Origin of the sequence: Pseudomonas sp. SWI44 (genome assembly GCF_002947915.1) — a bacterium.
Classification (GTDB): Bacteria; Pseudomonadota; Gammaproteobacteria; order Pseudomonadales; family Pseudomonadaceae; genus Aquipseudomonas; species Aquipseudomonas taiwanensis.
The window spans coordinates 4,941,184-4,966,134 of the sequence record NZ_CP026674.1; the positions used below are offsets into that span (position 1 = coordinate 4,941,184).

25 protein-coding genes and 3 pseudogenes are annotated in these 24,951 nt (G+C 61.2%); 17 read left to right on the top strand and 11 right to left on the bottom strand.

Annotated elements, in window-relative coordinates:
- Positions 1–62: 62 nt before the first annotated feature.
- Positions 63–266, top strand: a pseudogene (locus C4Q26_RS28460) (hypothetical protein); the annotation flags it as partial.
- 92 nt (positions 267–358) lie between these two features.
- On the opposite strand, the gene C4Q26_RS23375 reads toward C4Q26_RS28460, so the two are convergent.
- A complete protein-coding gene (locus C4Q26_RS23375) occupies positions 359–1,288 on the bottom strand; it encodes a LysR family transcriptional regulator (protein WP_023380913.1) in 930 nt (309 codons plus the stop codon).
- 244 nt (positions 1,289–1,532) lie between these two features.
- Here C4Q26_RS23375 and C4Q26_RS23380 point away from each other — a divergent pair, with 244 nt between their 5' ends.
- Both C4Q26_RS23380 and C4Q26_RS23385 read left to right on the top strand, forming a co-directional pair.
- The gene (locus C4Q26_RS23380; RefSeq protein WP_027906711.1) at positions 1,533–1,859 is read left to right on the top strand and encodes a nuclear transport factor 2 family protein; all 327 of its coding nucleotides are present in this window, start codon (positions 1,533–1,535) and stop codon (positions 1,857–1,859) included.
- The gene (locus C4Q26_RS23385; RefSeq protein WP_027906710.1) at positions 1,856–2,638 is read left to right on the top strand and encodes an SDR family oxidoreductase; all 783 of its coding nucleotides are present in this window, start codon (positions 1,856–1,858) and stop codon (positions 2,636–2,638) included. Before C4Q26_RS23380 ends, C4Q26_RS23385 begins: the two co-directional genes overlap by 4 nt.
- Before the next feature lie 160 nt (positions 2,639–2,798).
- On the opposite strand, the gene C4Q26_RS23390 is transcribed toward C4Q26_RS23385, so the two are convergent.
- The gene (locus C4Q26_RS23390) at positions 2,799–3,800 is read right to left on the bottom strand and encodes a zinc-dependent alcohol dehydrogenase family protein (RefSeq protein WP_027906709.1); all 1,002 of its coding nucleotides are present in this window, start codon (positions 3,798–3,800) and stop codon (positions 2,799–2,801) included.
- Positions 3,801–3,906: 106 nt separating this feature from the next.
- On the opposite strand from C4Q26_RS23390, the gene C4Q26_RS23395 reads away from it, so the two are divergent.
- Both C4Q26_RS23395 and xth read left to right on the top strand, forming a co-directional pair.
- Complete coding sequence (locus C4Q26_RS23395) at positions 3,907–4,806, top strand: LysR family transcriptional regulator (protein ID WP_027906708.1); 900 nt, start codon at positions 3,907–3,909, stop codon at positions 4,804–4,806.
- A gap of 245 nt (positions 4,807–5,051) precedes the next feature.
- On the top strand, positions 5,052–5,840 hold the full coding sequence (gene xth / locus C4Q26_RS23400; protein WP_023380908.1) for an exodeoxyribonuclease III: 789 nt from the start codon (positions 5,052–5,054) through the stop codon (positions 5,838–5,840).
- Positions 5,841–5,855: 15 nt separating this feature from the next.
- Here xth and C4Q26_RS28915 read toward each other — a convergent pair.
- Positions 5,856–5,939: pseudogene (locus C4Q26_RS28915) on the bottom strand (hypothetical protein); the annotation flags it as partial.
- A 77-nt stretch (positions 5,940–6,016) separates the two neighbouring features.
- On the opposite strand from C4Q26_RS28915, the gene C4Q26_RS28165 reads away from it, so the two are divergent.
- Both C4Q26_RS28165 and C4Q26_RS23410 read left to right on the top strand, forming a co-directional pair.
- The gene (locus tag C4Q26_RS28165) at positions 6,017–6,172 is read left to right on the top strand and encodes a hypothetical protein (protein WP_177429809.1); all 156 of its coding nucleotides are present in this window, start codon (positions 6,017–6,019) and stop codon (positions 6,170–6,172) included.
- A 295-nt stretch (positions 6,173–6,467) separates the two neighbouring features.
- The gene (locus C4Q26_RS23410; protein ID WP_104883619.1) at positions 6,468–6,983 is read left to right on the top strand and encodes a cupin domain-containing protein; all 516 of its coding nucleotides are present in this window, start codon (positions 6,468–6,470) and stop codon (positions 6,981–6,983) included.
- A 168-nt stretch (positions 6,984–7,151) separates the two neighbouring features.
- Here the strand turns inward: C4Q26_RS23410 and C4Q26_RS23415 are convergent, their stop codons facing one another.
- Complete coding sequence (locus tag C4Q26_RS23415; protein ID WP_023380906.1) at positions 7,152–7,601, bottom strand: carboxymuconolactone decarboxylase family protein; 450 nt, start codon at positions 7,599–7,601, stop codon at positions 7,152–7,154.
- 183 nt (positions 7,602–7,784) lie between these two features.
- On the opposite strand from C4Q26_RS23415, the gene C4Q26_RS23420 reads away from it, so the two are divergent.
- The 4 genes from C4Q26_RS23420 to tcuB all read left to right on the top strand — a co-directional run bounded on the left by C4Q26_RS23420 (position 7,785) and on the right by tcuB (position 13,282).
- The gene (locus C4Q26_RS23420) at positions 7,785–9,299 is read left to right on the top strand and encodes a PLP-dependent aminotransferase family protein (protein WP_027906707.1); all 1,515 of its coding nucleotides are present in this window, start codon (positions 7,785–7,787) and stop codon (positions 9,297–9,299) included.
- Positions 9,300–9,596: 297 nt separating this feature from the next.
- Complete coding sequence (locus tag C4Q26_RS23430; RefSeq protein WP_104883620.1) at positions 9,597–10,517, top strand: LysR family transcriptional regulator; 921 nt, start codon at positions 9,597–9,599, stop codon at positions 10,515–10,517.
- Between the two features lie 148 nt (positions 10,518–10,665).
- Positions 10,666–12,120 (top strand): FAD-dependent tricarballylate dehydrogenase TcuA, encoded by a 1,455-nt coding sequence (gene tcuA / locus C4Q26_RS23435; RefSeq protein WP_104883621.1) that lies wholly within the window; start codon positions 10,666–10,668, stop codon positions 12,118–12,120.
- Positions 12,101–13,282: a tricarballylate utilization 4Fe-4S protein TcuB gene (tcuB, locus tag C4Q26_RS23440; protein ID WP_104883622.1), complete on the top strand. Its 1,182-nt coding sequence runs from the start codon at positions 12,101–12,103 to the stop codon at positions 13,280–13,282. The genes tcuA and tcuB overlap by 20 nt, the downstream gene beginning before the upstream one ends.
- 60 nt (positions 13,283–13,342) lie before the next feature.
- On the opposite strand, the gene C4Q26_RS23445 is transcribed toward tcuB, so the two are convergent.
- Positions 13,343–14,236, bottom strand: a complete 894-nt coding sequence (locus C4Q26_RS23445) for a LysR family transcriptional regulator (protein WP_023380901.1) — start codon at positions 14,234–14,236, stop codon at positions 13,343–13,345.
- A 147-nt stretch (positions 14,237–14,383) separates the two neighbouring features.
- Between C4Q26_RS23445 and C4Q26_RS23450 the strand changes: the two genes are divergently transcribed.
- The 4 genes from C4Q26_RS23450 to C4Q26_RS23465 all read left to right on the top strand — a co-directional run bounded on the left by C4Q26_RS23450 (position 14,384) and on the right by C4Q26_RS23465 (position 19,581).
- A complete protein-coding gene (locus C4Q26_RS23450) occupies positions 14,384–15,463 on the top strand; it encodes a 4-oxalomesaconate tautomerase (RefSeq protein WP_023380900.1) in 1,080 nt (359 codons plus the stop codon).
- A 63-nt stretch (positions 15,464–15,526) separates the two neighbouring features.
- Positions 15,527–16,840 (top strand): C4-dicarboxylate transporter DctA, encoded by a 1,314-nt coding sequence (gene dctA, locus C4Q26_RS23455; RefSeq protein WP_023380899.1) that lies wholly within the window; start codon positions 15,527–15,529, stop codon positions 16,838–16,840.
- A gap of 123 nt (positions 16,841–16,963) precedes the next feature.
- Positions 16,964–18,268, top strand: a complete 1,305-nt coding sequence (locus tag C4Q26_RS23460) for a CitMHS family transporter (protein ID WP_023380898.1) — start codon at positions 16,964–16,966, stop codon at positions 18,266–18,268.
- A 59-nt stretch (positions 18,269–18,327) separates the two neighbouring features.
- Positions 18,328–19,581 (top strand): OprD family porin, encoded by a 1,254-nt coding sequence (locus C4Q26_RS23465; protein WP_023380897.1) that lies wholly within the window; start codon positions 18,328–18,330, stop codon positions 19,579–19,581.
- A gap of 496 nt (positions 19,582–20,077) precedes the next feature.
- Here the strand turns inward: C4Q26_RS23465 and C4Q26_RS23470 are convergent, their stop codons facing one another.
- Together C4Q26_RS23470 and C4Q26_RS23475 are read right to left on the bottom strand one after the other, a co-directional pair.
- Positions 20,078–20,428: a hypothetical protein gene (locus C4Q26_RS23470; protein ID WP_104883623.1), complete on the bottom strand. Its 351-nt coding sequence runs from the start codon at positions 20,426–20,428 to the stop codon at positions 20,078–20,080.
- A 162-nt stretch (positions 20,429–20,590) separates the two neighbouring features.
- Entirely contained in the window at positions 20,591–21,055 is a 465-nt protein-coding gene (locus tag C4Q26_RS23475; protein WP_023380895.1) for a hemerythrin domain-containing protein, read from the bottom strand.
- 214 nt (positions 21,056–21,269) lie between these two features.
- Between C4Q26_RS23475 and C4Q26_RS23480 the strand changes: the two genes are divergently transcribed.
- Positions 21,270–21,794, top strand: a complete 525-nt coding sequence (locus tag C4Q26_RS23480) for a hypothetical protein (protein WP_023380894.1) — start codon at positions 21,270–21,272, stop codon at positions 21,792–21,794.
- A gap of 116 nt (positions 21,795–21,910) precedes the next feature.
- On the opposite strand, the gene C4Q26_RS23485 is transcribed toward C4Q26_RS23480, so the two are convergent.
- The 3 genes from C4Q26_RS23485 to C4Q26_RS23495 all read right to left on the bottom strand — a co-directional run bounded on the left by C4Q26_RS23485 (position 21,911) and on the right by C4Q26_RS23495 (position 23,394).
- Positions 21,911–22,168, bottom strand: coding sequence for a DUF2790 domain-containing protein (locus tag C4Q26_RS23485; protein ID WP_081669618.1), 258 nt, complete (start codon positions 22,166–22,168; stop codon positions 21,911–21,913).
- 65 nt (positions 22,169–22,233) lie between these two features.
- Entirely contained in the window at positions 22,234–22,704 is a 471-nt protein-coding gene (gene cynS / locus C4Q26_RS23490) for a cyanase (RefSeq protein WP_023380892.1), read from the bottom strand.
- 30 nt (positions 22,705–22,734) lie between these two features.
- A complete protein-coding gene (locus C4Q26_RS23495; RefSeq protein WP_104883624.1) occupies positions 22,735–23,394 on the bottom strand; it encodes a carbonic anhydrase in 660 nt (219 codons plus the stop codon).
- Between the two features lie 110 nt (positions 23,395–23,504).
- Between C4Q26_RS23495 and cynR the strand changes: the two genes are divergently transcribed.
- Positions 23,505–24,452 (top strand): transcriptional regulator CynR, encoded by a 948-nt coding sequence (cynR, locus tag C4Q26_RS23500; protein ID WP_104881673.1) that lies wholly within the window; start codon positions 23,505–23,507, stop codon positions 24,450–24,452.
- Positions 24,453–24,748: 296 nt separating this feature from the next.
- On the opposite strand, the pseudogene C4Q26_RS23510 reads toward cynR, so the two are convergent.
- A pseudogene (locus C4Q26_RS23510) lies at positions 24,749–24,892 on the bottom strand (AbrB/MazE/SpoVT family DNA-binding domain-containing protein); the annotation flags it as partial.
- Positions 24,893–24,951: the final 59 nt, after the last annotated feature.

Here is a 24,951-nt window from a genome sequence, read left to right on the forward strand (position 1 = left end):
CAGGCTGTGTGAAGACACCTGCGATTGTCTAACGTTTTGATCGCCGCTAAATGGCCACGAGTGGCCGAGGCACGGTTGGCCACAACGTACAAACAGCAGTCGATGACACACACATTCTGATCACTGCCCATAAAGTCACCAATGTTGGAAATGGCCGAGCGCAGCTGAGCAAGCACGGCTTCATCTACATCGCTGCATCGGATGAATACCGATGCCCTGCAGATCAGCTACTGACCTGCAGGCATTCTTCGAAGGAAGATGGGATGTCGCAGGACAAGCACTCAAACGCTACCGTCGCGTCCGCTGTTGTTTCGAGGGGCTCAATGTCATGTTTCCCGCTACCCCTGCCTCGCGCTTATCATCGATGGGTTTCGGAATGGGCCTGATCGAACGGTTTGCGATCCAATAGGCAGTCTATGAACGCTCCTAGGGCGGCTGGCCGGTGTTGCCTATTCGGGTAATAGAGGAACAGCCCTGGACGTGAAATCGACCAGTCAGCAAGGACTTGGATCAGCCGTCCCTGGGCCAACAGTTCGCCCACGTCTTCTTTCTCGAAATGATAGGCGATGCCGAGCCCATGCAGGGCGGCAGCGATGCCGATGTCAGGGTGATTGGTGACGACGGGGCCGTCGACCGCCACTTCCAGCGGCTGTCCCCGTTCCTGGAACTCCCAGCGATAGGGCCTACCGTCCATCTGCAGCCGCCAGTTGATGCATGCATGATCCTGCAACTCAGCAGGTGACTGAGGGATGCCTCGACGTGCGAGGTAGTCCGGAGACGCCACGGCGACCATGTTCAGGTCTGGCGTCAGGCGGACGGCCACCATGTCTTTCTCAAGCCGGCCACCTACACGGATGCCCGCGTCAAAACGGCCAAGAACGATATCGGCCAGTGCGTCATCGACCACGATATCGAGCACCACGTCAGGGTGTGCCTGATGGAAGCGTGCCAGCCGGGGCGCAATGAGGGTTCTCGCGGCGATCCCCAGCGTATTGATACGCAGCGTGCCGCTTATCTGGCCTGTGGCCTCACTGGCTTCGGCGACGGCAACAGCTATCTCTCGAAACAAGGGGGCGACACGCCTGTAGAGCAGCTCGCCACTCGTCGATGGCGCGACGCTTCGGGTCGTGCGATTGAGCAGGCGTGCGCCGATGCGACGTTCGAGCTGTCGAATGGTCTGGCTGAGTGCAGAGGGCGATAAGCCCAGATGATCGGCGGCCCGCGCGAAGCTTTGACGCTCCACGATGGCCACAAAGGCTTTTAGCTCAGCAAATTCGGATCCACGCATTATGCATTCGCTTCTACATAGTCCATTCGGATTCTAGAGCATTCAATTAATGCTGTCCGGTACGCATCCTAGGGGCTGTACAAAAAGTATTGAGACGAAGGTAAGGCAAGGCGAAAACAGCCGAGGAAGCGGAGTTTACGGTTGTAAATGAGCATTCCGAGGCTGTTTTCAGCGCAGCATCACCGAGTTTCAAGGCTTTTCGTACAGAGCCTAAGGCTGTCACTGACCCCATGGAGCCAACAACATGCATACCTTGACCCTACCTGATCCGATTGCTGCGTACTTCGCTGCCGAACACGACCCTGAAGCTTTGGCACATTGCTTCGATACGCAAGCCGTCATGAAGGACGACGGTCACACCTACACGGGTATCAACGCCATCCAGGCATTCATGGCCGAGGCCTCGGCCAAGTACAGCGCGACGAGCGTGCCCTTTGCCATTGAGCGCCAGGACGGACTCCAACTGGTGCGCGCCAACGTCACTGGCAAGTTCCCTGGCAGCCCGATCGTTCTGTCGTACCGCTTTCGTCTTGAACGCGGCCTGATCGCATCGCTGGAAATAACGGCATGAGCTTCGACCTTCAACTCAAGGGTTTGCGCACAGTCGTCACTGGCGGCACGATGGGCCTTGGCGCTGCAGTCGTGCAGACCCTCGTGGAGGCTGGTGCCAGAGTCGCAACGTCGGCGCGCGACGTGTCGGCACGACCGGTGGATGGCGTCACCTATATCGGTGCCGATCTGACGACGGCACAAGGCGTGGCTCACGTCGCGCAGACCGTGCTGCAGAGCTGGGGCGGGGTCGATATCGTGATTAACGTGGTTGGTGGTTCAAGCACTCCAGGTGGTGGCTTTGCCGCCATCAGTGACGAGCAGTGGCTAGCAGAGCTGAACCTCAATCTGATGCCTGCCGTACGCCTGGATCGCGCGCTATTGCCGTCCATGCTTGCCCAGGGCTCAGGCGTTATCATCCATGTGAGCTCGATTCAGCGCATGATGCCTGTGCCTGAATCCACCACCGCCTACGCCGCCGCCAAGGCAGCGCTCACCACCTACAGCAAATCCCTTGCAAGGGAAGTGACGCCAAAGGGGGTTCGTGTGCTGAGCGTCGCGCCTGGGTGGATTGAGACCGAGGCGTCCGTAAGGCTTGCAGAGCGGTTGGCTGCCCAGGCAGGAACGGACTACGAAGGAGGCAAACGAATTGTCATGGAGTCGATTGGCGGAATCCCACTGGGCAGGCCGGCCGAACCTCAAGAGGTTGCCGATTTGATCGTCTTCCTCGCGTCCCCCCGTGCCGCCTCGATCTCAGGATCCGAGCACCGTATCGACGGCGGTACCATCTCAACGCTGTAATCGACGGCTGCAATCAACGGGACGACGGCGAGCCCTCAAGGCTCGCCGCATCCCCGAAATTGTTTACTGCTTGGGCCGTTAGCTGCCCTTGCCCACAGACTGCCTTCGGTCCCGCTCGGCAAATGCTGGTCGGGTACTTTGGCTTCCAATCGTCTCGACTCTATTCGCTCGGCAACTGGATTATCGTCTTGCCCTTGGCTCGGCCTTCAGCAACCTGGCGGAAGGCGTCGTTGACCTCGTCCAGTGCGAACCGTTGCCGATCCACCCGGATCCTCAGTTGCCCGGCATCTGCCAGCTCAGCCGCCTCGTGCAGGATTGCTCCGTGGTGTTCGCGGCCCTTGCCCGTAAGCAACGGAGTCAGGGTGAACACGCCCGAATAGGTGGCGCTTCTGAACGATAGCGGCGCAAGACTGTGCTGGCCCCAACCGAGGCAGCTCAGCACGTGCCCGGTATAGGGCTTCACGGCCTCGAACGATGCATCCAGCGTGCTACCGCCCACGGTGTCATAGACGATGTCGAAACCTTCCCCGGCCGTATGTTGCGCCACATAGGACGCTACGTGCTGGGCCTGGTAGTCGATCGCCGTGGCTCCCAGGGCGCGTATGAAGTCGAGGCTGGCGGCCGATCCGGTGGCGTAGACTTTGGCCCCACGCGCCTTGGCCAGCTGGATGGCCATTTGGCCGACTCCACCGGCGCCGCCGTGAATCAGCACCTGCTGGCCTGCGCGGACATTGGCGCGATCCACCAAACCTTCCCAGGCGGTGATGAACACCAAAGGCAAGGCGGCCGCCTCGCACATGTCCAGAGCGTGCGGTTTGGGTGCGATCAGCCGGGCATCCACGGCGATGTATTCGGCCATGGTGCCCTGGGTCCCGCCGATCCCACCGGCCATGCCGAAGACCTCCTGGCCGAGCGTGAAGCCTTCTACCGCCTCGCCGAGCTCGACGACCGTGCCGGCCAAATCCAGGCCGAGCACCGCCGGCAGCGGCTGACGGGCGTGTGCCCCAGCACCGTTGGCGATCTTGGTATCGAGCGGGTTGACCCCGGCGGCGTGCACCTTGACGAGGATCTGCCCCTTACCGGGAACTGGACGAGCAATGCGCCGTACGACCAGTGGAGCGTGGGCGGACTCGGCGATAGCGGCAAGCATGGTCTGACTCATGACGGAAACCTCTGTTTGAGTGGATGCATACAAGTTGCTCCTTTCGAGCCATTCCGATAAGAAGCTAAATTTGCATATGACTCATTCCCAAGAGAGGGCTGGTGGCATGGACCTGTTCGACAGCATGCGCGTCTTCGTGAGGGTCGTGGAGCGTGGGTCTTTTTCGGCAGTGGCTCGGGAACTGAACATGGGCCAGCCCGCCGTCAGCAAGCAGATCCGCGCTCTGGAGCAGTACCTGGGCGGGCCAGTGTTCGCCCGCAGCACCCGACACCTCGCGCTAACCGACCAGGGGCAACGTTTCTACAGCCACTGCCAGGAAATTCTCGGGCAAGTCGAAAGCGCCACGCGCAGCTTTGCCAGTGGCCAGGAGCAGGTCGCAGGCCCCCTGCGCGTCGCCGCACCGGTCAGTTACGGGCGATTATGCATCGCGCCTCTGATCGGGACGTTTCTGCAGCGCTATCCCGATGTGCGAATTGACCTGCGGCTGAGCGATCACAACGAAGACCTGCTCATGGAAAACATAGACCTGGCGATCCGAATTGGAGTGGTGAAGACCGAGGGCCTGGTGGCGGTATCATTAGGCACAACCACGCGACGGGTATACGCCTCGCCTATTTATCTAGAACGCTGCGGTGTGCCCCTGGAGCCGAGTGAACTGGCAGGTCACAATTGCATCGGTTTCACCTTGCTGGAGCATTACGACCGCTGGCGCTTCACGCGCGGGGCGCACGAGTTCGAGATCGCCATCACCGGTAACGTCACCAGCAACAGCAGCGAGGCCATTCGTGAAATGGTCCTCTGCGGCTTGGGCATCTCCCTCTCTCCACAATGGCTTTTCGCTGCAGACGTTGAACGAGGCCGCGTGCAAAGTGTGCTCGACCGTTACAAGGCCACCGCGCTGCCAGTCAGTGCGGTGTTCAGTCGTGAGCGGCGTCATTCGGCACGGGCGATGGCGTTCATCGATTTTCTGCGCGAGCACCTGCACGTTCTCCCAGGTAGGGCATAGACCCGCACCTGTCATGCGTGATGTACGCGGTCGGCGTGCGCCCACCTCACGGCAGATGAGCATCGACCAACCTGGCCATCCTGTCCTGGGGTAACTGGAGTCTATTCGGCGCCCCCTCGGCGGTGCGCTGTCCAGCAAAGCCTGCCATCATGTCGCTACAGACCTGGCGCTCAAGACGCGGGCCGTCCCGGCCCGTGTGCATGCGCTGGAAACTTCGTGCAGGCCCCAGGGAGCGCCCCTGACGCATGAAAACGCTGAAAATCGCAACCTTCAACATCAACGGCATTCGCAGCCGCCTGCCGGCCCTGCTGAACTGGCTGGAGCGCGAGCAGCCGGACATTGCCTGCCTGCAGGAGCTCAAGGCAACCGATCAGCAATTCCCGCGCCATGACCTGGAAATGGCAGGCTATGGCTGCCTCTATCAGGGGCAGCCGTCGTGGAATGGCGTAGCCATCCTGGCGCGTGACAGCGAGCCGCTGGAAGTGCGCCGGGGCTTGCCGGGTATGGAGGATGACCCGCAGAGCCGTTACCTCGAGGCGGCCGTTCACGGGGTGCTGGTCGCCTGCCTGTACCTGCCAAACGGCAACCCGCAGCCGGGGCCCAAGTTCGACTACAAGCTGCGCTGGTTCGAGTGCCTGATCGAGCACGCCAAGGGTCTGCACGGCAACGGCCATCCAACGGTGCTGGCGGGCGACTTCAACGTGGTGCCCACCGACCTGGACATCTACGACCCGCGCTCATGGCAGAAGGATGCACTGCTGCAGCCCGAGTCCCGCGCCTGCTATCAGCAGCTGCTGGAGGTGGGCTGGGTCGATGCCATTCGCCACCTGCATCCCGATGAACGCGTTTACACCTTCTGGGATTACTTTCGCAATCACTGGGCGCGCAATGCCGGGTTACGCCTCGACCATTTGTTGCTCAACCCCGAACTTGCACCTTACCTGAAACGGGCGGGGGTCGATGCCTGGGTACGCAACCAGGTCAAGGCCAGCGACCACGCGCCCGCCTGGATCGAACTGGGCGGGCGCAGGTAGTGGGTTACAGGAGCTGTCGAGGGTGATCGGAAACTCCCTGACGCGTTTGCCAGTGGCGTGGTAGACCGCATTGGCCACCGCCACAGCAACGCCGACCAATGGCCACGCCCCACACCACGCCCCGAGGATCTGGCTGCGGGCGGTGCGTTTTCGCTCCCTTTAGGGAAATGGCACTCATGGCAGGTCCTCACGGTGGGGTATTTCTTGCCGGGCAGTACCGAGCTGAGTACCTGCTTGGCGGTCTGCACGATGACCCCAGCCTGGTTCGGGGCGCCCTTGAGCAGGGTGCTGGCGAACTGCTTCGCCTGTTCCAGCTTGATATGCGGGGGTAGCGGCGGCACGTTGGGGTCGGTCTTGAATTCGATCAGCACAGTGCGCCGAACATGCCATTGATGCCATCGCCGGGGTAGCCGAAGATGCGCCGTACCCCCACTGATACAAGCGCTCCACCAGAAAGTGGCCTACCGTGCCGCTCATTGTCTTCTCCCGGTCTGTCCTCGATAGGGGGCTGGACTTGGCACGCGCCGGTAAAGTTTCAACGGCGTTCACGTCGGTCGGCTAACCGGAACCTCATCTCGGGCGAGGGGTTCCCAGGCACATCGACAACCTGATCGGGACGGGACACAGATGAATGACATCGACACCAGCAGTGGCGCGCTGCAGACCCTGCACTTCGAAGACGACGGGGCAACGCCCAACAACCGTTTCCCCGTGTTGTGCTATCGCTTGCAGCTCGACCCTGATAATGACAATGCCAGTGCGTTCGAGGCATTGTTCGCCGGCCATGGCTGGACGCCGCTCTGGCGGGCCGGGATATTCGACTATCACCACTTTCATCCCAATGCCCATGAGGTATTGGGCGTCGCCGCGGGCCGCGCCCAGGTGACCCTCGGTGGCGAAGCGGGTCAGACGCTGAGCGTGAGGGTTGGCGATGTGCTGGTGTTGCCGGCCGGGACGGGCCATCGCTGCGTCGAGTGCAGCGAAGACTTCCTGGTGGTCGGGGCCTATCCCCGCGGGCAGGAGGACTACGACATCCAGCGGCCTGATGCCCACACCTACGCTCAGGCAATTGCGCGCATCGCTGTCGTACCAGGCCCCGTGCAGGACCCCGTCACAGGCGCGCCGATGACCCATTGGCGCTGAGGCTGGCACGTGGCGGAGGTTGCCGTTCGTCGGTGTGATCCGTATCGCTGAAAAACCTTTGCCGGGGGCGCTCATCAGAACAGATGTAACGTTCGTTCGACGTTCCCAATCAGGTCTTCGGCCCGTTCTAGCGCGGGCCTTTTTTTGCCTTCTTCATGAACCTCGGGATCAAGCCTCGGCAGCAGGCCGTAACCGGAAGCTGACTCCCATACGGTTGAAAGCATTCATGGCGGCAATGGCCGCCGTCAGGTCAACGAGGTCCTTCTCTGCAAACATCGCCGAGGCCGCTGCGTATGCTTCGTCCGACACATGGGTCTCGCTAACCCGTGTGACTTCCTCTGCCCAGGCCAGAGCCGAGCGTTCCAGATCCGTGAACAAGTCCTGCGCTTCATGCCATACCGGTACTAACACCAGCTTGTCCACCGACATACCTTCTTTGATCAGATCCCGTGAATGCAGATCAATGCAGTGGGCGCATCCATTGATCTGGGACACTCTGAGAAACACCAGATGGATGAGGGGGGCCGGCAGATTCGTAGCCGTGGTCACGAAATGATGCAGACCTCCAAGGGACTTGGCTGCGCCAGGCGAAGCTTGAAACCAATTGAGGCGACTCATGGGTTGTTTCCTTTCTTCGGGACGGTGGTGAGCGCGCGACATGCGGGGCGTCATTTGCGGGATTCCCTGACCCGGTTCGCACACAGCGCGAGAAGCTTGGGTAGGGTTCAATTGTGGTCATGAAGCGGACTATAGTAGTGATCCACTTGGACTCTAATTCACTGATCCACTTTTGAGGTGCCCATGCCATCCGATGCGACCCTGTTCGGTGCGATAGCGCTACCCTCGGGAAGGTCAACTGCGGGCGTCAATCTTCAGGAGTGGCTGTATCTGGAATTGCGCGAGGCAATGCTTGCCGGGCGTCTGGCTGCAGGAAGCAAGCTCCCGGGAAGCCGGACGCTGGCTGCACGACTCGGCGTCGCACGCGGAACGGTACAGGCAGCGTATCAGCAGCTTTTGTCTGAGGGCTACGCGGTCAGCCGAACAGGCAGTGGCACCCGTGTGTGCTTGGAGCTGCCTGATGCCAAACAACGGGTGTTTCCCCGCCAGCGAGGCGGTGGAGCGCAAATCCCGGTGCGGCGGATTCCCCCAAGCACGGAATGGGTCGAGCGGCTGCAGACTGCCACGCCGGCATTCGCCAGGCGCAAGGTCGCGCCTGGACTTCGTCCTTTCTTCCCGATGCGTAGTGACGTTCGGTCATTCCCGATAGACCTTTGGCGCAAGCTGCATATCCAGCAGATGCGCAGTTCCAAACTGGAAGCGCTGCTCGATTATGATGCCGCCGGGTTGCCGAGTTTGCGTCACGCCATCGCCGACTATCTGGGCTGCGCTCGAGGCGTGCATATTTCGGCTGACCAGATCGTGGTGCTCAGTAGCGTGCAACAGGGGATCGATCTATGTTTGCGCTTATTGGTTCCGCCAGGGGAGAGCGTCTGGATGGAGGACCCGGGTTACCCGGGGGTACGTCAGCTTATGGCGGTGGCAGGTTGTGAGGTCGTGGGCGTCCCGGTGGATCAACAGGGTATGCGGGTCGAGGATGGTATTCAGGCCGCCCCTAAGGCTAAGCTCGCTTATGTGACGCCCTCGCGGCAAATGCCCACCGGCCATGAACTGTCTCCCGCCAGGAGGCTTGCATTGCTGCGTTGGGCGAGCGCTTCTGGGGCCTATATCATTGAAGATGACTACGACAGCGAGTATCGATTCATTGCCAAGCCCATTCCAGCCTTGCGCGCCATGGCGGGTGCCGATGAGTCGGTAATCCTCGCCGGCACATTCAGCAAACTGCTGTTCCCGTCCGCTCGCCTGGCGTATCTGGCGCTCCCTACACATCTGGTCGATGTCTTTACCCGCGCGGTAGCGTTGACCTCACGACACCCTAACAGCCTGAGTCAGGCGGTGCTGGCGGCATTTTTCGATCAAGGGCATTTCGAACGGCATGTCAGACGCATGCGCAAACGCTATTCGCTGCGTGCTGAGGCGCTCAACTGCGCAGCTCAAGCACACTGGCAGGGTTTGATCGAGGTGCCGGAGATTCGTGCTGGCCTGGACATCGCTTGCTCATTGCTGGTCGGTAGCGAGTCTGAAGCGGGTCGTCGAATCGAAGAAGCCAACGTTGATGTACTGCCACTTTCGCCATTTTTCCAGGCGCCGGTGTCTGCAGGTTTTTTGCTGGGATTCGCGCCTTATGAGGAACGGTCCCTGTTTGAAGCAGCGTTGGCGGTCAGGAAGGCACTGCAGAACCACAGGCTGTTGCTCTGATACGCCAGCGTGCGTCCAGGCCACTTTAGGAGCGGCTTTACCCGCGAAGCGGGCATGGTCGAACCGCATTCGAGTCTGACGCACGGGTTCGGTTGCTGGCGTGCTGGTCGCTTGAGTCCAATCCGATCTCTATGGTCTATTCCCCCAATCGCCTTTTGAGCGCCCGGGTGCGGGTTTTCGTGCAGTGACGTGTGGAGTCGTTTGAGGCCACCGGGTTGCGCTGAGGCTTTCGCACCTTGGCCATTGCACTTTTGCCTTTACCATGGGGCCAGACCCATATCGCTGAAAGAGACCCACATGGAATTACGTCAACTTCGCTATTTCCTCAGTGTATTGGAGTGCGGCAGCCTTGGCCGTGCTGCGCTTGAGCTTGGGGTTGGCGCTTCTGCCTTGAGCCAGCAACTGTCGAAGCTGGAAAGCGAAGTGAGTACTCGGTTGTTGACGCGGTCTAGTACCGGTGTCTCGCCGACGGCAGCGGGCCTGGCCTTCGAATACCATGCACGGCTGGCGCTACGGCAGGCGGATCATGCTGTCCTAGCCGCGCAAAGCGGCCGTATGAGCGGTTATGCCAGTGTCGGATTGGCACCGACTACTGCATCCATTCTTGGTCTGGCGTTGATCGACAGGATGCGCGAACGCTATCCCGATATCCGTCTGCACCTGGTGGAGATGCTGTCGGGCTACCTGATGAACCAACTCAACGCCAGGCACCTTGACCTTGCTGTGCTGTTCCAGGCAGAGGCGGGGCCTAGGCTGGAGGTCCGGCCGCTACTCAACGAGCGGTTGTTCGTCCTGGTTCCCGCCGCGCTGGTCGATGCCAACTGGGGCGAGGCCCTGACCCTGCAACAGATCGCCTCGCTGCCTTTGGTGATGCCCAGCACACAGCACGGCCTGCGCACCACGCTGCGCTCGATCTTCGAACGGGCCGGGCTGGAGCCCTCGATCGTCATGGAAGTCGATGGCCTGTCGCTGTTGATGGATTGCGTCTGTGCAGGGCATGCCGCCACCATCCAGCCCGGCGCGACCGTCGCACGGGCGCATCACGCAGGCTTGCGGGTGTTCGCCATTGACGAAGCACAGGCGCAGCGCCGGAACCTGATCGTCAGCCTGACCGATGACGAGCTCTCGCCGGCCGCCTTGGCGACACGGATCGTGCTGCAGGAGGTTTCTCGGGAGTTGGTGGAGCAGGACCGATGGCCCGGAGCGCAGTTGCTTTGACTCAGTCTCCCGGCATTGCCATCCGTAGCCTTTAGAAAAACTGAATGCCTCCCCCCGCTAATCGCGTTTCGGACCCTCTGGGTACTCATTAGAGTCCCTGGTCACGAGGAGCAGCCGAACATTCGGCGCTTCGTGACTTGGAGGCGAAATGATCGATGTGCTAGTCATTGGAGGGGGCAATGCCGCCCTCTGTGCCGCGCTGATGGCGCGGGAAGCCGGAGCCAGCGTACTGCTGCTTGAGGCTGCCCCCCGCGCCTGGCGGGGTGGCAATTCCCAACACACGCGTAACTTGCGGTGCATGCATGATGCCCCGCAGGACGTACTGGTCGACGCGTATCCGGAAGAAGAGTTCTGGCAGGACCTGCTGAAGGTCACCGGTGGCCAGACCGACGAAAAGCTCGCGCGCCTGGTGATCCGTGCCTCCTCCAATTGCCGCGGGTGGATGCGCCGTCATGGCGTGCACTTTCAGCCCTCGTTATCTGGTGCGCTGCATACCGCACGAACCAACGCCTTTTTCATGGGCGGCGGCAAGGCGCTGATCAATGCCTACTATCGCAGCGCCGAGAACCTTGGGGTGCAGGTACGTTACGACACGCCTGTCGCCGACATTGAACTGCAAGAGGGATCCTTCGTTGCAGCCCATGTGCCGGCGCGTGAGGTCCAGGGCCGGCACCTTCCTGCCGAGCGCATCGAGGCGCGCACTTGTGTGCTTGCAGCCGGGGGGTTCGAGTCCAACCGTCAGTGGTTGCGCGAGGCCTGGGGGCAGAACCCGCGAGGGGAGTGGCCCTCGGACAATTTCCTGATTCGCGGCACGCGTTTCAACGACGGGGTTCTGTTACGCCGCCTGATCGAACAGGGCGCAGACAAGATTGGCGACCCGACGCAGGCACACATGGTAGCGATCGACGCCCGTGCGCCTCTCTACGACGGCGGGATCTGCACCCGCATCGATTGTGTGTCGCTGGGCGTGGTGGTCAACCGCGACGGGCAGCGCTTCTACGATGAAGGTGAGGATTTCTGGCCCAAGCGCTATGCCATCTGGGGGCGTCTGGTGGCCCATCAGCCTGGGCAGGTGGGTTTCTCGATCATCGACCAGAAAGCCCTGGGTCGATTTATGCCGCCGGTATTCCCGGGCGCTACCGCCGACAGCCTTGAGGCGTTGGCGGGCCTGCTTGGCTTGCCTGTCCAAGCCTTCGTCGAAACCGTGCGCGCCTACAACCATGCCTGTCAGGTGGGTACCTTCGATCACACGCAGCTGGACGACTGTCACACCGTAGGCCTGGCGCCTGTGAAAAGCCACTGGGCGCGCCCGATCGATACACCTCCGTACTACGGTTACCCGCTGCGACCGGGTGTGACCTTCACCTACCTGGGGCTGCGCACCGATGAAACGGCCGCCGTTCATTTCGATGGGAATCCCAGCCCGAACCTGTTTGTTGCCGGCGAGATGATGGCGGGCAATGTGCTGGGCAAGGGCTACACCGCCGGTGTCGGCATGTCCATCGGTACCGCCTTCGGGCGCATCGCCGGGACCAGCGCCGCTGCTGCGGCAGGCTACGAACATCCAGAAAAAGAGAAACGCCATGACCGCGCAACTGCCTGAACCATTCCAGCCTGATACCGCCCAGCCCGCATTCGATTTGATCCCGGTGTTGAACGTCGAGGAGCAAGAAGTCGACCGGCAAATGCGCATTTGCAACGCCTGCCGTTACTGCGAGGGCTTCTGCGCGGTGTTCCCGGCCATGACCCGCAGGCTTGAGTTCGGCAAGGCAGATATCCACTACCTGGCCAACCTGTGCCACAACTGCGGCGCGTGCCTGCATGCTTGCCAGTACGCTCAACCCCACGAATTTGCCGTCAACGTGCCGCAGGCTATGGCGAAGGTGCGTGGGCAAACCTACGCCGAGTACGCCTGGCCGGCCCTGTTCGGACGCTTGTATCGACACAACGGCATCTTCGTCGCCAGTGCTTTGGCAGTGGCACTGTCGTTGTTCTTGCTGTTGACCTTGTGCGCCAACGGCACGCTGTTGCCCGGTCGGTTGGCGGGAAATTTCTATGCAGTTTTCCCGCATAACACCCTGGCGCTGATGTTCGGCGGTGTCTTCGCTGCGGCGAGTCTGGCGCTGGTGGTCGCGGTACGCCGTTTCTGGCGTTCGGTCTCGCCGGCCGAGGCGCAGGCGCAACCAGTCAAAGGGGCTGTGGTGGAGGCATCGAGTGCGGCATTGACCCTCAAGTATCTCGATGGAGGGCATGGCCAGGGCTGCAACAACGCCGACGATCGCTACACACTGTGGCGGCGACGTTTCCATCACTTCACCTTCTACGGCTTCATGCTGTGTTTCGCCGCCACAGTGGTTGCCACCGGGTATCACTACCTGTTGGGCTACCAGGCGCCATACCCCCTGTTGAGTGCACCGGTGTTGCTCGGCACGTTGGGCGGTCTTGGGTTGATCGTCGGGCCAGCCGGGCTGCTGGCGCTCAACCTTCGCAGGGCGCCGGAGCAGGGCGATGTCGCCCAGCGTCCCATGGACCGGGCGTTCATCTTGCTTCTGCTGCTGGTCAGCGCCACGGGCCTGGCGTTGTTGGGCCTGCGTGACACGGCTGCGATGGCGATCGTGCTGGCGATTCACCTGGGTACGGTCATGGCGCTGTTCATCACGTTGCCCTACGGCAAGTTCGCCCATGGCCTGTTCCGCAGCGCGGCATTGCTCAAGTTCGCGATCGAGAAACGCCGACCCAACACGCTGGGCCTGGGAGGGGAATGAGCCATGATCGCATCTGGCATTCGCCCTGCGTTGCGCCAAACCACAGGCAAGTCCTCTCGCTCAACGGTTAGGCCACTTGTCCAGCAGGATCGACACGAATTTCTCCGCTGCGGGCGACAGCGACGCCCCTCGGCGATAGACCAGGCCCAGGGTGCGGGTCACCTGGGGTTCGATCAGCGGCACGCTGACCAGCGTCGGGTGGTCGGCGCTGGGCATCGCCAGGCTGGGCATGGCCGACACCCCCAGCCCGGCCTCGACCATGCCCAGCGAGGTGGACAGGTGCTGGACCTCATAGAACCACTTGGGCCGCAGGTTGAGCCCGGAAAGCGCATGGTCCAGCAGCATCCGATTGCCGCTCAGGCGGCCAACGCCTATCAGGCGGTAGTCGGCAAGTTCCGTCCAGGTGACGGCGTCGCGGGTCGCCAGCTTATGGTCCCGGCGGCAGGCCAGGACGAAGTGTTCCTGCACCAGGGAGACGAATTCGATGTCCGGGTGCTGGCCACTCATCATGTTGATGCCGAAGTCAGCCTCACCCCGCAGCACGGCCTCGAGCCCATCATTGGCGCTAAGGTCCAGCAAGCGAATGCGGATCTTCGGGTATTGCTCGTTGTAGTCGCGGATCACCGAAGGCAGGAAGTAGAACGCTGCGGTCGGAATGCAGGCGAGGGTGACCTGGCCGGTCTGTCGTTCGGCCAGTTCGCGAATGCTCAGGATCGAGTCCTCGAAGTCATCGAGCAAGCGTCTGGCCTTGGGCAGGAAGTCCCGCCCGACACTGGTGAGGCTGACGCGACGGGTGGTGCGTTCGAGCAGCGAGGTGCCCAAGCCTTCCTCGAGTTTCTTTATCCGCCGACTCAGGGCCGGCTGCGACAAATGCAGCGCTTCCGCAGCCTCATGGAAACTGCCAAGTTCGGCGATTTTCACGAACGATCGTATATCTTGCAGCTCATATTCCATCTGATTTCGCTCCCCGGCCTTAGCGGTGAATTAATCCACGATTCGCAATAATGCCTACGATATTTGCATTGGATTGATTTATCCATCCCTGTCAATCTTGTGTCCACAACATCAATGATGTCCATTGATCAACAAGAGTGCGAAATCATGCAACGAATTCCTTGCGTACTCATGCGCGGTGGCACCTCCAAGGGGCCTTTTTTCCACGCATGGGATCTTCCTGCCAATGTGGTCGAACGCGACGAATTGCTGATCAACCTGATGGGTTCCGGGCACGAACTGGAAATCGACGGTATCGGTGGTGGTAGCCCGCAAACCAGCAAGGTGGCGATCATCAGCCCTTCGCTGCATGCCGACGCAGACGTCGACTACCTCTTCGTTCAGGTCATGGTTGCCCAGCGCCGGGTCGATACCGCGCCCAACTGCGGCAACATGCTCTGCGCCGTTGGCCCGTTCGCCATCGAGCAAGGCCTGGTCAAGCCTCAGGATGGCAAGACCTTGGTTCGCATCCGCAACCTCAACACCAACACCTTCGTCAACTCGCTGGTGGAAACACCAGGTGGCATCGTGCGATACGAAGGCCGCACGGCAATCGACGGCGTACCAGGGACTGCCGCCCCGGTGCACCTGACCTTCCTCGATGCGGTCGGTAGCAAGACAGGTAAACTGTTCCCCACTGGCCAGGCCCAGGATGTGATCGACGGTGTACCGGTCACCTGCATCGACATGGCCATGCCGATGATGATCGTCCATGCCAGCGAATTGGGCATGACCGGTTCAGAGACCCCGGCGCAGCTGGATGCCGATACCCGCCTGCTGCAACGGCTGGAGGCCCTGCGCCTGAAGGCCGGCAAGGCGATGGGGCTGGGCGATGTCAGCGGCATGGTGATCCCGAAGCCTGTCCTGGTTTCTCCGCCGCGTCATGACGGCACGCTCCAGGTGCGTTACTTCATGCCTCATAACTGCCACCGGGCCTTGGCCATCACCGGTGCTATTGGCTTGGCGACTGCCTGCGTCAGCCCTGGCACCGTGATCATGGACATGCTCGGCGAGCAAGCCCAGCACTTGGAAGAAGTCCGTCTGGAACATCCGAGCGGCGGTATCGACGTGGCGCTCTCGCGCAGCGGTGCCGACGGCAAGACGCTCCAGGCCTCTGTGGTACGAACCGCCCGCCGGCTGTTCTCAGGTTTCGTCTACGCCCCAACCTTGCGCAGGCTGGCAGGGTAGGCAACAGGCCGATCACATCGGCAACCAGCACATCCGCACAATTTCAACAATGGGTGATGCCTCATGAAACTCGCGAAGTCACTGTATTTCCAGATCCTCTGCGCCGTCCTGCTGGGCGTGGTGGTCGGCCACTTCTGGGCGCAACAGGCCGTTGCGCTCAAACCACTGGGTGATGCGTTCATCAAGCTGATCAAGATGATGATCGCCCCCGTGGTTTTCTGCACCATCGTCACCGGTATTGCCGGCATGACCGACAAGCGCTCCCTGGGGCGGTTGATGAGCAAGACGTTGCTGCTGTTCCTGGTACTGACTGTCGTCAGCCTGGTGATCGGCCTGGCAGCGGTGCATCTGTTGCGCCCAGGTGTCGGCATGAACATCGACCCCGCCACGCTCAGCACCGAGGGGCTTGGCCAGTACGCCGCCTCTGCGGCGAAGCTCAGCGTGGTCGATTTCTTCATGCACATCATCCCTGACACCTTCATCGGTGCATTCAACAAGGGTGAAGTGCTGCCGGTGCTGTTCATTGCGGTGCTCAGCGGTTTCGCCCTGTCATCGATGGGCGAGAAGGGCAAGCCGGTGCTCGATGTGCTGGAGTCCGTCTCGACCATGGTCTTTCGCATCTTCGGTTACCTGATGCGCTTTGCCCCTGTCGGCGCCTTCGGTGCGCTGGCGTTCACCGTCGGACAGTACGGGGTGACGTCCCTGGGGGCATTGGCCAAGCTGGTCGGGACGCTGTACATCGCCTGCGCGTTCTTCGTGCTGGTGGTGCTCGGTGGTATCTGCCGTGCGCATGGCTTCAGCCTGTGGAAGCTGCTGCGATACTTCCGGGAGGAGTTCCTGGTGGTGCTCGGCACATCGTCCACCGAGCCCGTTCTGCCGCGCATGCTGGAGAAACTGGAGAAACTTGGCTGTAAGAAGGGTGTGGTGGGGCTGGTGTTGCCAACCGGCTATTCCTTCAACCTCGACGGCACCGCCATCTACCTGTCGCTGGCGGCGGTGTTCATCGCCCAGGCCTGCAACATCGACCTGACCCTGGGGCAGACGGTGACGATGCTGGCAATCATGCTGTTGTCGTCCAAGGGCGCTGCGGGTGTGACCGGCAGTGGTTTCGTGGCGCTGGCCTCGACCCTGACGGTCATCCACGACATCCCGCTGGCCGGCTTGGCCTTACTGATCGGCATCGACCGCTTCATGTCGGAAGCGCGCGCGCTGACCAGCCTGGCAAGTAACGCCGTGGCGACCGTGGTCATCTCGTTGTCGGAAAACGCCTGTGAACGGGAAACCCTGCTGCGCCGCCTGAATGGCGTTCCGGTAGCGCAGGCAGAAACGGGAGCCGAAGAGGTCGAATGGTCTGCCGAGCCTCGGCGTCACGGCTGAAAGTCGCTTCCACTTCCCATCGTTGACTTAGAATCCCACTCAACATCCCAGTGATGTCGAGTGGGGTAGGGGGCCGTCTGCCTTGGCGATGGCCGCAATAGAATAAAAACAAGAGAAAAAACCATGCTCGCACTCCTGGGCCTGATCATGGTGGTGACCTTCACCTACCTGATCATGAGTAAACGCCTGTCGCCGATCGTTGCGCTCACCGTGGTACCCATCGTTTTCGCGGTGATCGGTGGCTTTGCCCCCGAACTGGGCAAGATGATGCTCGATGGCTTGAAGATGGTGGCGCCATCGGCAGCACTGTTGCTGTTCGCGATTCTGTTCTTCGGCCTGATGATCGATGCCGGTCTTTTCGACCCGCTGATCCGCAAGATTCTCAAGCGCGTCAATGGCGACCCGATCAAGATCGCCATTGGTACCGCGCTGTTGTCGTTGCTGGTAGCACTCGATGGCGACGGCACCACCACTTACATGATCACCTGCGCGGCAATGCTGCCGTTGTACAAGCGCATTGGCATGAATCCGATGATCCTGGCCACGGTGTCGATGCTGTCGTTGAGCATCATGAGTGGCATGAGCCCTTGGGGAGGCCCGGCTACTCGAGCCATCGCTGCGCTCGGACTGGATGCGACCGAATACTTCATTCCAATGCTGCCGACCGTGATCGGTGGCGCTGTCTGGGTGGTGTTCACCGCCTACCTGCTCGGTCGTGCCGAGCGTCGCCGGATCGGCAACATTGCCCTGGAGTCCGGTGGTGGCAACTGCTATATCAAGGAAATCCTCGGCGACAACCCGCACAAGCGTCCTCGGCTGGCGTATGTGAACCTGGCGCTGGTGATTGCGGTGATGACCGCCCTGGTGTTGGGCGTCATGCATTCCGCGCTGCTGTTCATGATCGGTTTCGTTGCGGCGCTGATGATCAACTATCCGCAGCTGGAACTTCAGAAAGAGCGCATCCTTGCCCACTCAGGCAACGCCATGACCGTGGTCCTGCTGGTTTTCGCCGCGGGGATCTTCGCTGGCATCTTCTCCGGTACCAAGATGGTCGATGCCCTGGCGCAGACCCTGGTCGACTGGATTCCCGAGGCCTGGAGCCACTGGTTCCCGCTGGTGGTGGCGGTGACCAGCATGCCGTTGACCTTCGTGCTGTCCAACGACGCCTACTACTTCGGCGTGGTGCCGATCCTTGCCAACGCGGCCGCGGCCTATGGCATCGACCCGGTTGAAATTGCCCGCGCCTCGGTGCTGGGGCAGCCGGTGCACCTGATGAGCCCATTGGTGGCCTCGACCCTGCTGTTGGTGGGCATGGTCGATCGCGATATCGGCGACTTCCAGAAAGCCACCGTGAAATGGGCGGTGCTGACGTCGTTGGTCATCACCGCGCTGGCATTGCTCACCGGAGCCTTGTCCTTCTTCGTCTGATCTGCACCGGGCGCCCGTGGCGCCCAACTCTATCCAAGAACAACAAAAGAGTACCGATCATGTCCCGAGCTGTTTTCCGTGGGGCCACCTGTGGCCTGCTCTGCGGCTGGCTGCCTGTTGCCGGCGCTTCCGGATTCATCGACGACAGCAAGCTCAAACTGCAGCTGCGCAACGTCTATTTCAACGAAAACTTCCGCGACGAGCAGGGCATGAGCGCCCGTGCTGCCGCGAACGCCAAGAGCGAGCGGGTGGAATGGGCGCAGGGGTTCCTGCTCGACTACCAATCAGGGTTCACTCAAGGCCCGCTCGGCCTGGGGCTCGATGCCCTGGGGCTTGTCGGTGTACGGCTCGATTCGGGGCGCGGACGCAGCGGTACGGGCTTGCTGCCGGTGCATGACGATGGTCGCGCCGCCGACGAGTTCGCCAGTGCCGGGGTGACCGCCAAGGCGCGCCTGGGCCAGACCGTGGTCAAGCATGGCACCTTGCTGCCCAAGACGCCGGTGCTGGTCTATAACGACGCGCGGTTGCTGCCGCAGACCTACCAGGGCACGCAACTGACCAGCAACGACATCGACGGCCTGACCCTGACTGCCGGCCACCTGGACCGCTTCAAGCAGCGCGACTCCTCCGACAGTACAGGCCTGTACCTCGATGGCTATGGTGGCGACGAGTCTGGCGATTTCAGCTTCGCAGGTGCCGACTACGCCATCAGCAAGCAGCTGCGCGTGAGCTATTTCCATGGGCAGCTCGAGGACTTCTACCGCCAGGACTATGCCGGGCTGGTACACGACCTGCCGTTGGCCGGCGGTGTGTTCACCACCGACCTGCGCTATTTCAAGAGCCGCGACAGCGGGGCCGCCTACGGTGGCAAGATCGACAACGACATGTTCAGCGGTCAGGTTTCCTACGCCCACAGCGGGCATACCGTTGGTGCCGGGTACCAGGTCCTCGATGGCGACGCGGGATTGCCGTACATCAGCGGTGCGACGGTCTACTCGTTCAGTAACGTTGGTATTGGCAAGTTCATCGAGGAGGAAGAGAAAACCTGGATGGCGAGCTATGCCTACAACTTTGCGGCGGCCGGTATCCCGGGCCTCACCTTCATGGCACGCTACCTGAGCGGCGACAATGGTCGCTCCGCTGACGCAGGGATCAGCGAATGGGAGCGAGACGTAGAGCTTGCCTACGTGGTGCAATCCGGGCCTATCAAAGGGTTGGGCGTGAAGCTGCGCAACTATGTCTACCGTTCTGATTTCTCGCGCGGTCGCGACAGTAATCGGATTTACCTGACCTACGATATTGCGCTTTGGTGATGCGGTGGGGCGAGCCTGCGCAACCGATGCGCTTGCTCGCCCAGCCATTGGTTCAGCCCCAGGAAAAACCCACCGCCGGCGCGGCACCGCTCAATTGTCGCTGACCTGCGAAGCGGCCGGGGCGATGTGCTTGAGCGAGCGCCGGTCGGCTGCGACACCCACAACGTCGGTGAGTACCAAGGCCAAGGACCACTGCGCCCATCGCGCCCAGCGCTGCGCCAATCCAGAGCGAGCTATCGATGGTCAGGTCGACCTAACCCCGTTAGCGTGCTGGGGTGAACTCCTGAGCGGCGGAGTGATGCCTGTGTATTCACCGGCAATGCCGGCGCTGGTGGGGAGGCGCAATCGCAAGCAGCTGCACAGGCGGCACGACAACGCAGTTGGCGCCGTGGCGCCAATGTACGGGCACAAGATGATGGAGAACAGTACCGTAGAAGCGCTCTTGGCTCGAATCACCGCTTGGCCGCTGCAATGCCTGGGTCGTCATGGCGATTCTTTAGCCACCGTTACCACCCGTACCGCCGCTGCCGGAACCTGCGCCGTTATCTTTGTCAGTCCCTGTGTCATTGCTTCTAGAACCATCGGTGCCAGACCCCTGGCTTGAGTCGTGGGTGGTGCCGTCGCCGCCAGTGCGGTCGGTGTCATTACTGTCGGTTCCACCCGACCCGGTGCCCATGCCATCCGCAGGGGTGCCGGACCCTGTGGCTCGTCCCCGGTCGTCCATTTGCCTGTGGTCCTGGCTGTGCGTGCGCGGTTGATCTTGGCTGTCAGGGGCAGCAAGGGCCCAGGGTGTGCAGGCGCCCAGGTACAGGGCGAGCATCAGTGAATGGGGCTTCATGACGTTCATGGTGATGGTCCTTTTTTGGGTATGTTCACCTTCTGTTGGTCCTGCTGGCTTGGGCAAGGGTGCATCGCGATCGACGGACGGACGCCATTGGGCCATCGCGTCTTCCTTGGGGCTTCCCCGACGGTCAAACCTGCGCGCCGGGGAGGCGCGCAGGTTGCTTTATCAGGCGGCGCGTAGCTCGCCCTTGAGTAGTTTTTTCTGCGCCTCCATGGCCTGGCCCATTTCTTCCAGCGCCGTCTTGCCCAGCAGCTTTCGGGCTGTCGGGAAGAGGTCGCTTTCTTCTTCCTCGATATGATGCTCCAGCAATTCCTTCATCACCTTTACCCGACCGGCGAATTCAACCGTGCCGGTGTCGGTCTGCAACAGGTCGGGGAGGACCAATGAGTCGACGGTGCGGTGCTCCTCCTTGGCTTCGTAGTACATCTTTGCTTCTTCCTTGCCGCCTGCCTGCTTGATCGCCGGGTACAGGATCTGCTCCTCGAGGGTCGTATGGATGCTGACCTCCTGCTTGATCCGCGCAAGCAGTTCGGCACGCTTCTTCACCGCGCGCTCGGTCGTCGAGGACAACTCTTCAAGCAGTTTCTTCACCAGTTGATGGTCTTGGATCAACAATTCGATTGCGTTCATGGGGCACCTCTTCACGGCTGGGAAAAGTTACGGCTGCCAGCAGTGGAGCAGGGCGCAAGCGGCAAGGTTCAATGCGGATGATCAGCGCACCGGCTATTGGGTGTACTGGCTGCGGTATGGGTTCGTCGTTGATGACCTGACTCGATTGCACTGAATCTTTGTTGCTTCAGCCGCATCTACCGGACACGAACGGTCAATGCCCAGGAGCCAGCGCGTGCCGCGAATCATCACCCCGACCACTCCTGAACACGAAATCAGTGAGCACAACGCCCGCATGTTCGGGTCACCCAAGGAACGGTTGGATTTCTATCGTTGCGAAATCCAATACGAGACCAGCATTCTCGCCAACCGCACTGACGCCTATCTTGCCGCCCAGTCGTTTCTGGTGATCGCCTTCGTATCGTCGATGGGCAACCTCAATCAAAGCTGGGGCGAGATGTTCACCTTGCTCGTCCCTCCATTTCTCGCCCTGCTGGGCGTATTGAGCTCGCTCAATGCCTGGCCGGGTATTCGCGCGGCCTACAAGATCATCGAACACTGGCAATTGAAACAGAGCAATCTGCTGCGCAGCGAGCCATTGATGGGTCTGGCCTATGACGAATCGCCGCTGTTCAGCGAGGCGGAAACCTCACAGGTCGGGCACCGTAAGTCGCTGTTGTTCTCTCTGCGCACGCCATGGATATTTCTGGTGTTCTGGGTGATCCTCGGCGCCTATGCGGTATTCATCCAGTTGGCATGAGACGATTTTTTCGCTCCGCCGGTATCGCTGACTTTCTCCAGCAGGTCAGCGCGGGGAAGAGGGGCTGGCGCTGCAACTGACGGAAGTTGTCAGCGAGAGCCGCGATCAGTTGTGCATCAGTTGTTGGAGCACCCATTGCCCAAGACGCGGTACTCAACAATGTGTCGATGGCCATGGGAGTCGTCATAAGTCATGCGCGCGGGCACGACTTCGCAGACATCTGGGACACTGCTGAGGGAGACGACCCGGGCAATATCCAGGGGGTGGGAATAGCTGTATGGCTCGACTGGGATATGCCCGGTGTCGGCCGACGGCTCCTCTGCCATCGCCAGGGAGCAAAGGCCGCAAAGAAGCAGAGTCAGTAATGCTTTCATCGATGTTTACCTGTCCTGGAGGAGGGGCCCAGACGCCGCCCGGCGTCGGGCCGTTTACCGTGGAATTAGAACGGTTTGGTCGGCAGGTACTTGCCATCGAGCGTGATCACCGCGCGGGAGCCGCCTTCCGGATCTTCGACCTTCTTGACGTCCAGCTTGAAGTTGATGGCGCTGATGATGCCGTCACCGAACTTCTCGTGTACCAACGCCTTGAGTGTGGTGCCGTAGACCTGGAGCATCTCGTAGAAGCGGTAGATGGTAGGGTCGGTGGGTACACCGCGTTCCATGCAGCCGCGCACCGGTATGGTCTGCAACAGGGCAATGCCATCGGCGTCAAGGCCGAGCTTGTCGCCGACCACTTGCGCTGCGCTGGCGGGCAGCGGGTGCTGGCCCAGTAGCGCGGCGGTGACGAACGCTTCGGACAGGCCGGTGCCCTCGGTGATCTGGGCATACGACAGGTCTTTGCGGGCCTTGGCCATAAGGATGACTTCGGTCAGGGCCTGGCGAACACTTTGGGTGGCTTGGGTCTGGATCATGGCGTTTTCTCCTAGGGTGGATAGCCGTATTCAGGCAACGTGCTTGGGTGGATGGGAAACAGCGTGTACCTGCGGGTTATCCGCGAGGGGCACGAATTTGCCGGTGCTGCCATCGAATGCGTCGATAAGGCCGCTCTCGATGTCGTAGATCCAGCCGTGCAGGGTGACGCGGCCCTCTTCGAGGGCGAGGCGGACCGACGGATGGGTTTGGATGTTGGCGAGTTGCGCGATGACGTTTTCACGCACCATGGCCCTGACCTTGCCGTGCTGGTCTTCATGGTGACGGGCTTCATTGACCACCCGGGCGGAGTCGGCATAGCGCAGCCAACCGGCGACGGCGGGCATGTGGTCCAGGCATTTGCAGGTGGCGATGGCGGTCATGGCGCCGCAGTCAGAGTGGCCACAGATCACGATGTCCGCGACCTTGAGCGCCGCCACCGCATACTCGACCGAGGCGGATACACCGCCTGGTTCAGGTCCGTAGGACGGCACGATATTGCCGGCATTGCGGATGACGAAGAGGTCGCCTGGCTCACGCTGGGTCACCAGTTCCGGCACCAGACGGCTGTCGGAGCAGGAGATGAACAGCGCTCGTGGGTTTTGCTGGGTGGCCAGGTCCTTGAACAGTTTGACCCGCTGCGGGAAGGCGTTTCGCTGGAACTTCAGGAACCCATCAATGATGTCTTTCATGGCTGTTGCCTCGGTCTCGCGGTGTGTGAGGCAAAGGTTACGGAGCAGATGGCATAAGGTAAAAGTCTCATTTATTATCGAATGGATCAGATAATCTTATGTGAGTGGTCATGCTTGCCCGACACATCCAGTACTTCCTCGCCGTGGCGGAGCATCTGAGCTTCACGCGGGCCGCGGCGGCCTTGCATGTATCCCAGCCGGCCCTGTCGCAGCAGGTCAGGCAGTTGGAGGAAAGCCTTGGCGCACAGCTGTTCGACCGGTCGGGGCGTACGACGCGGCTGACCGATGCGGGTGAGGTCTACCTGCGCTATGCACGCCGGGCAGCTCAAGAGCTGCAGGAGGCCAAGCGCGCCATACACGATGTCAGCGACCTCAGCCGGGGTTCGCTGCGGGTGGCGGTCACGCCAACCTTCACCACCTACCTCGTGGGCCCCTTGGTCGAAGCCTTTCACAGCCGTTACCCGTCTATCACCTTGGACGTACGTGAACTCTCCCAGGAGCGCATGGAGGAGCTGCTGGTCGCGGATCTGCTGGATGTGGGGATCGCGTTCGAGGACGTACAGGCCCACGATGTCGAAGCCCGTCCGCTGCTGGTCGAGACGCTGGCGCTGGTGGTCAACGAGCGGCACTCGCTGGCCACGGCGCGTTCCATCGGGCTGGAGGCACTGAGCGCGCAGTCGCTGGTGCTGCTCAGTCCGGAGTTCGCTACTCGTGAGCAGATCGACCGATTCTGCCAGCAACACGTCATTCAGCCGCAGGTACGGATGGAGGCCAACACCATCAGCGCGGTCATCGAGATCGTCCGTCGGACCACACTGTCGACCTTGCTTCCCGCCAACATTGCACTGGCCCATGAGGGTTTGGTGGCCATCGCGCTCGAGCCAGTGCGCTTACAGCGCACCGCTGCGCTGGTGCGTCGCAAGGGGGCCTATCAGAGTGCCGCAGTGCGGGTTTTCATCGAGGTGGCGATGGCAGTGGCGACGCGGCTGGAGGGGGGCATGAACAATGAGGGATTGGTAACTCGCGCGTGCCCCAATCCTGGGCTCAATGGTGGATGAAACCCCGTGTTCAAGGGCTTCCAGGGTGTTTTCCAGACGGGGTCTTGGAGACTATCCGGGTCGCGGAGGAGCATTTGGCCATTCATGGAAATCCATTGGTTATGAATGGGGAACTGGTTTTGTACCCCCAGATGCACCCCTTTTGACAGCAGCTACGAGTGGATTACAGTGGACGCACCGGGGGCGGGGCGGGCGCAGAACCTGCAAACCCTCACCCATTTGCGCAACTTATGCTTTGAACTCGACCCCGTCGCTACGCGTCGCAGCAGTCAGCGCATCCCAGTCATCAGGAGGATTGCCGCGCCGACCACGATTTCACCCCCGCGTACGTCGAATGCGATCTTGCCTCCAGTGTCTATGCCCAACAGCTGGCGAACGGATTTGGGCAGTGTGAGCTGCCCCTTCGAGGTCAACGTGGCGATTTCGTGGATGGCAGGCATGAGCGTTCTCCCGGATCTGTTAATTGAGTGGTAAGGAATAATCCTTGCGTGGTCAATCT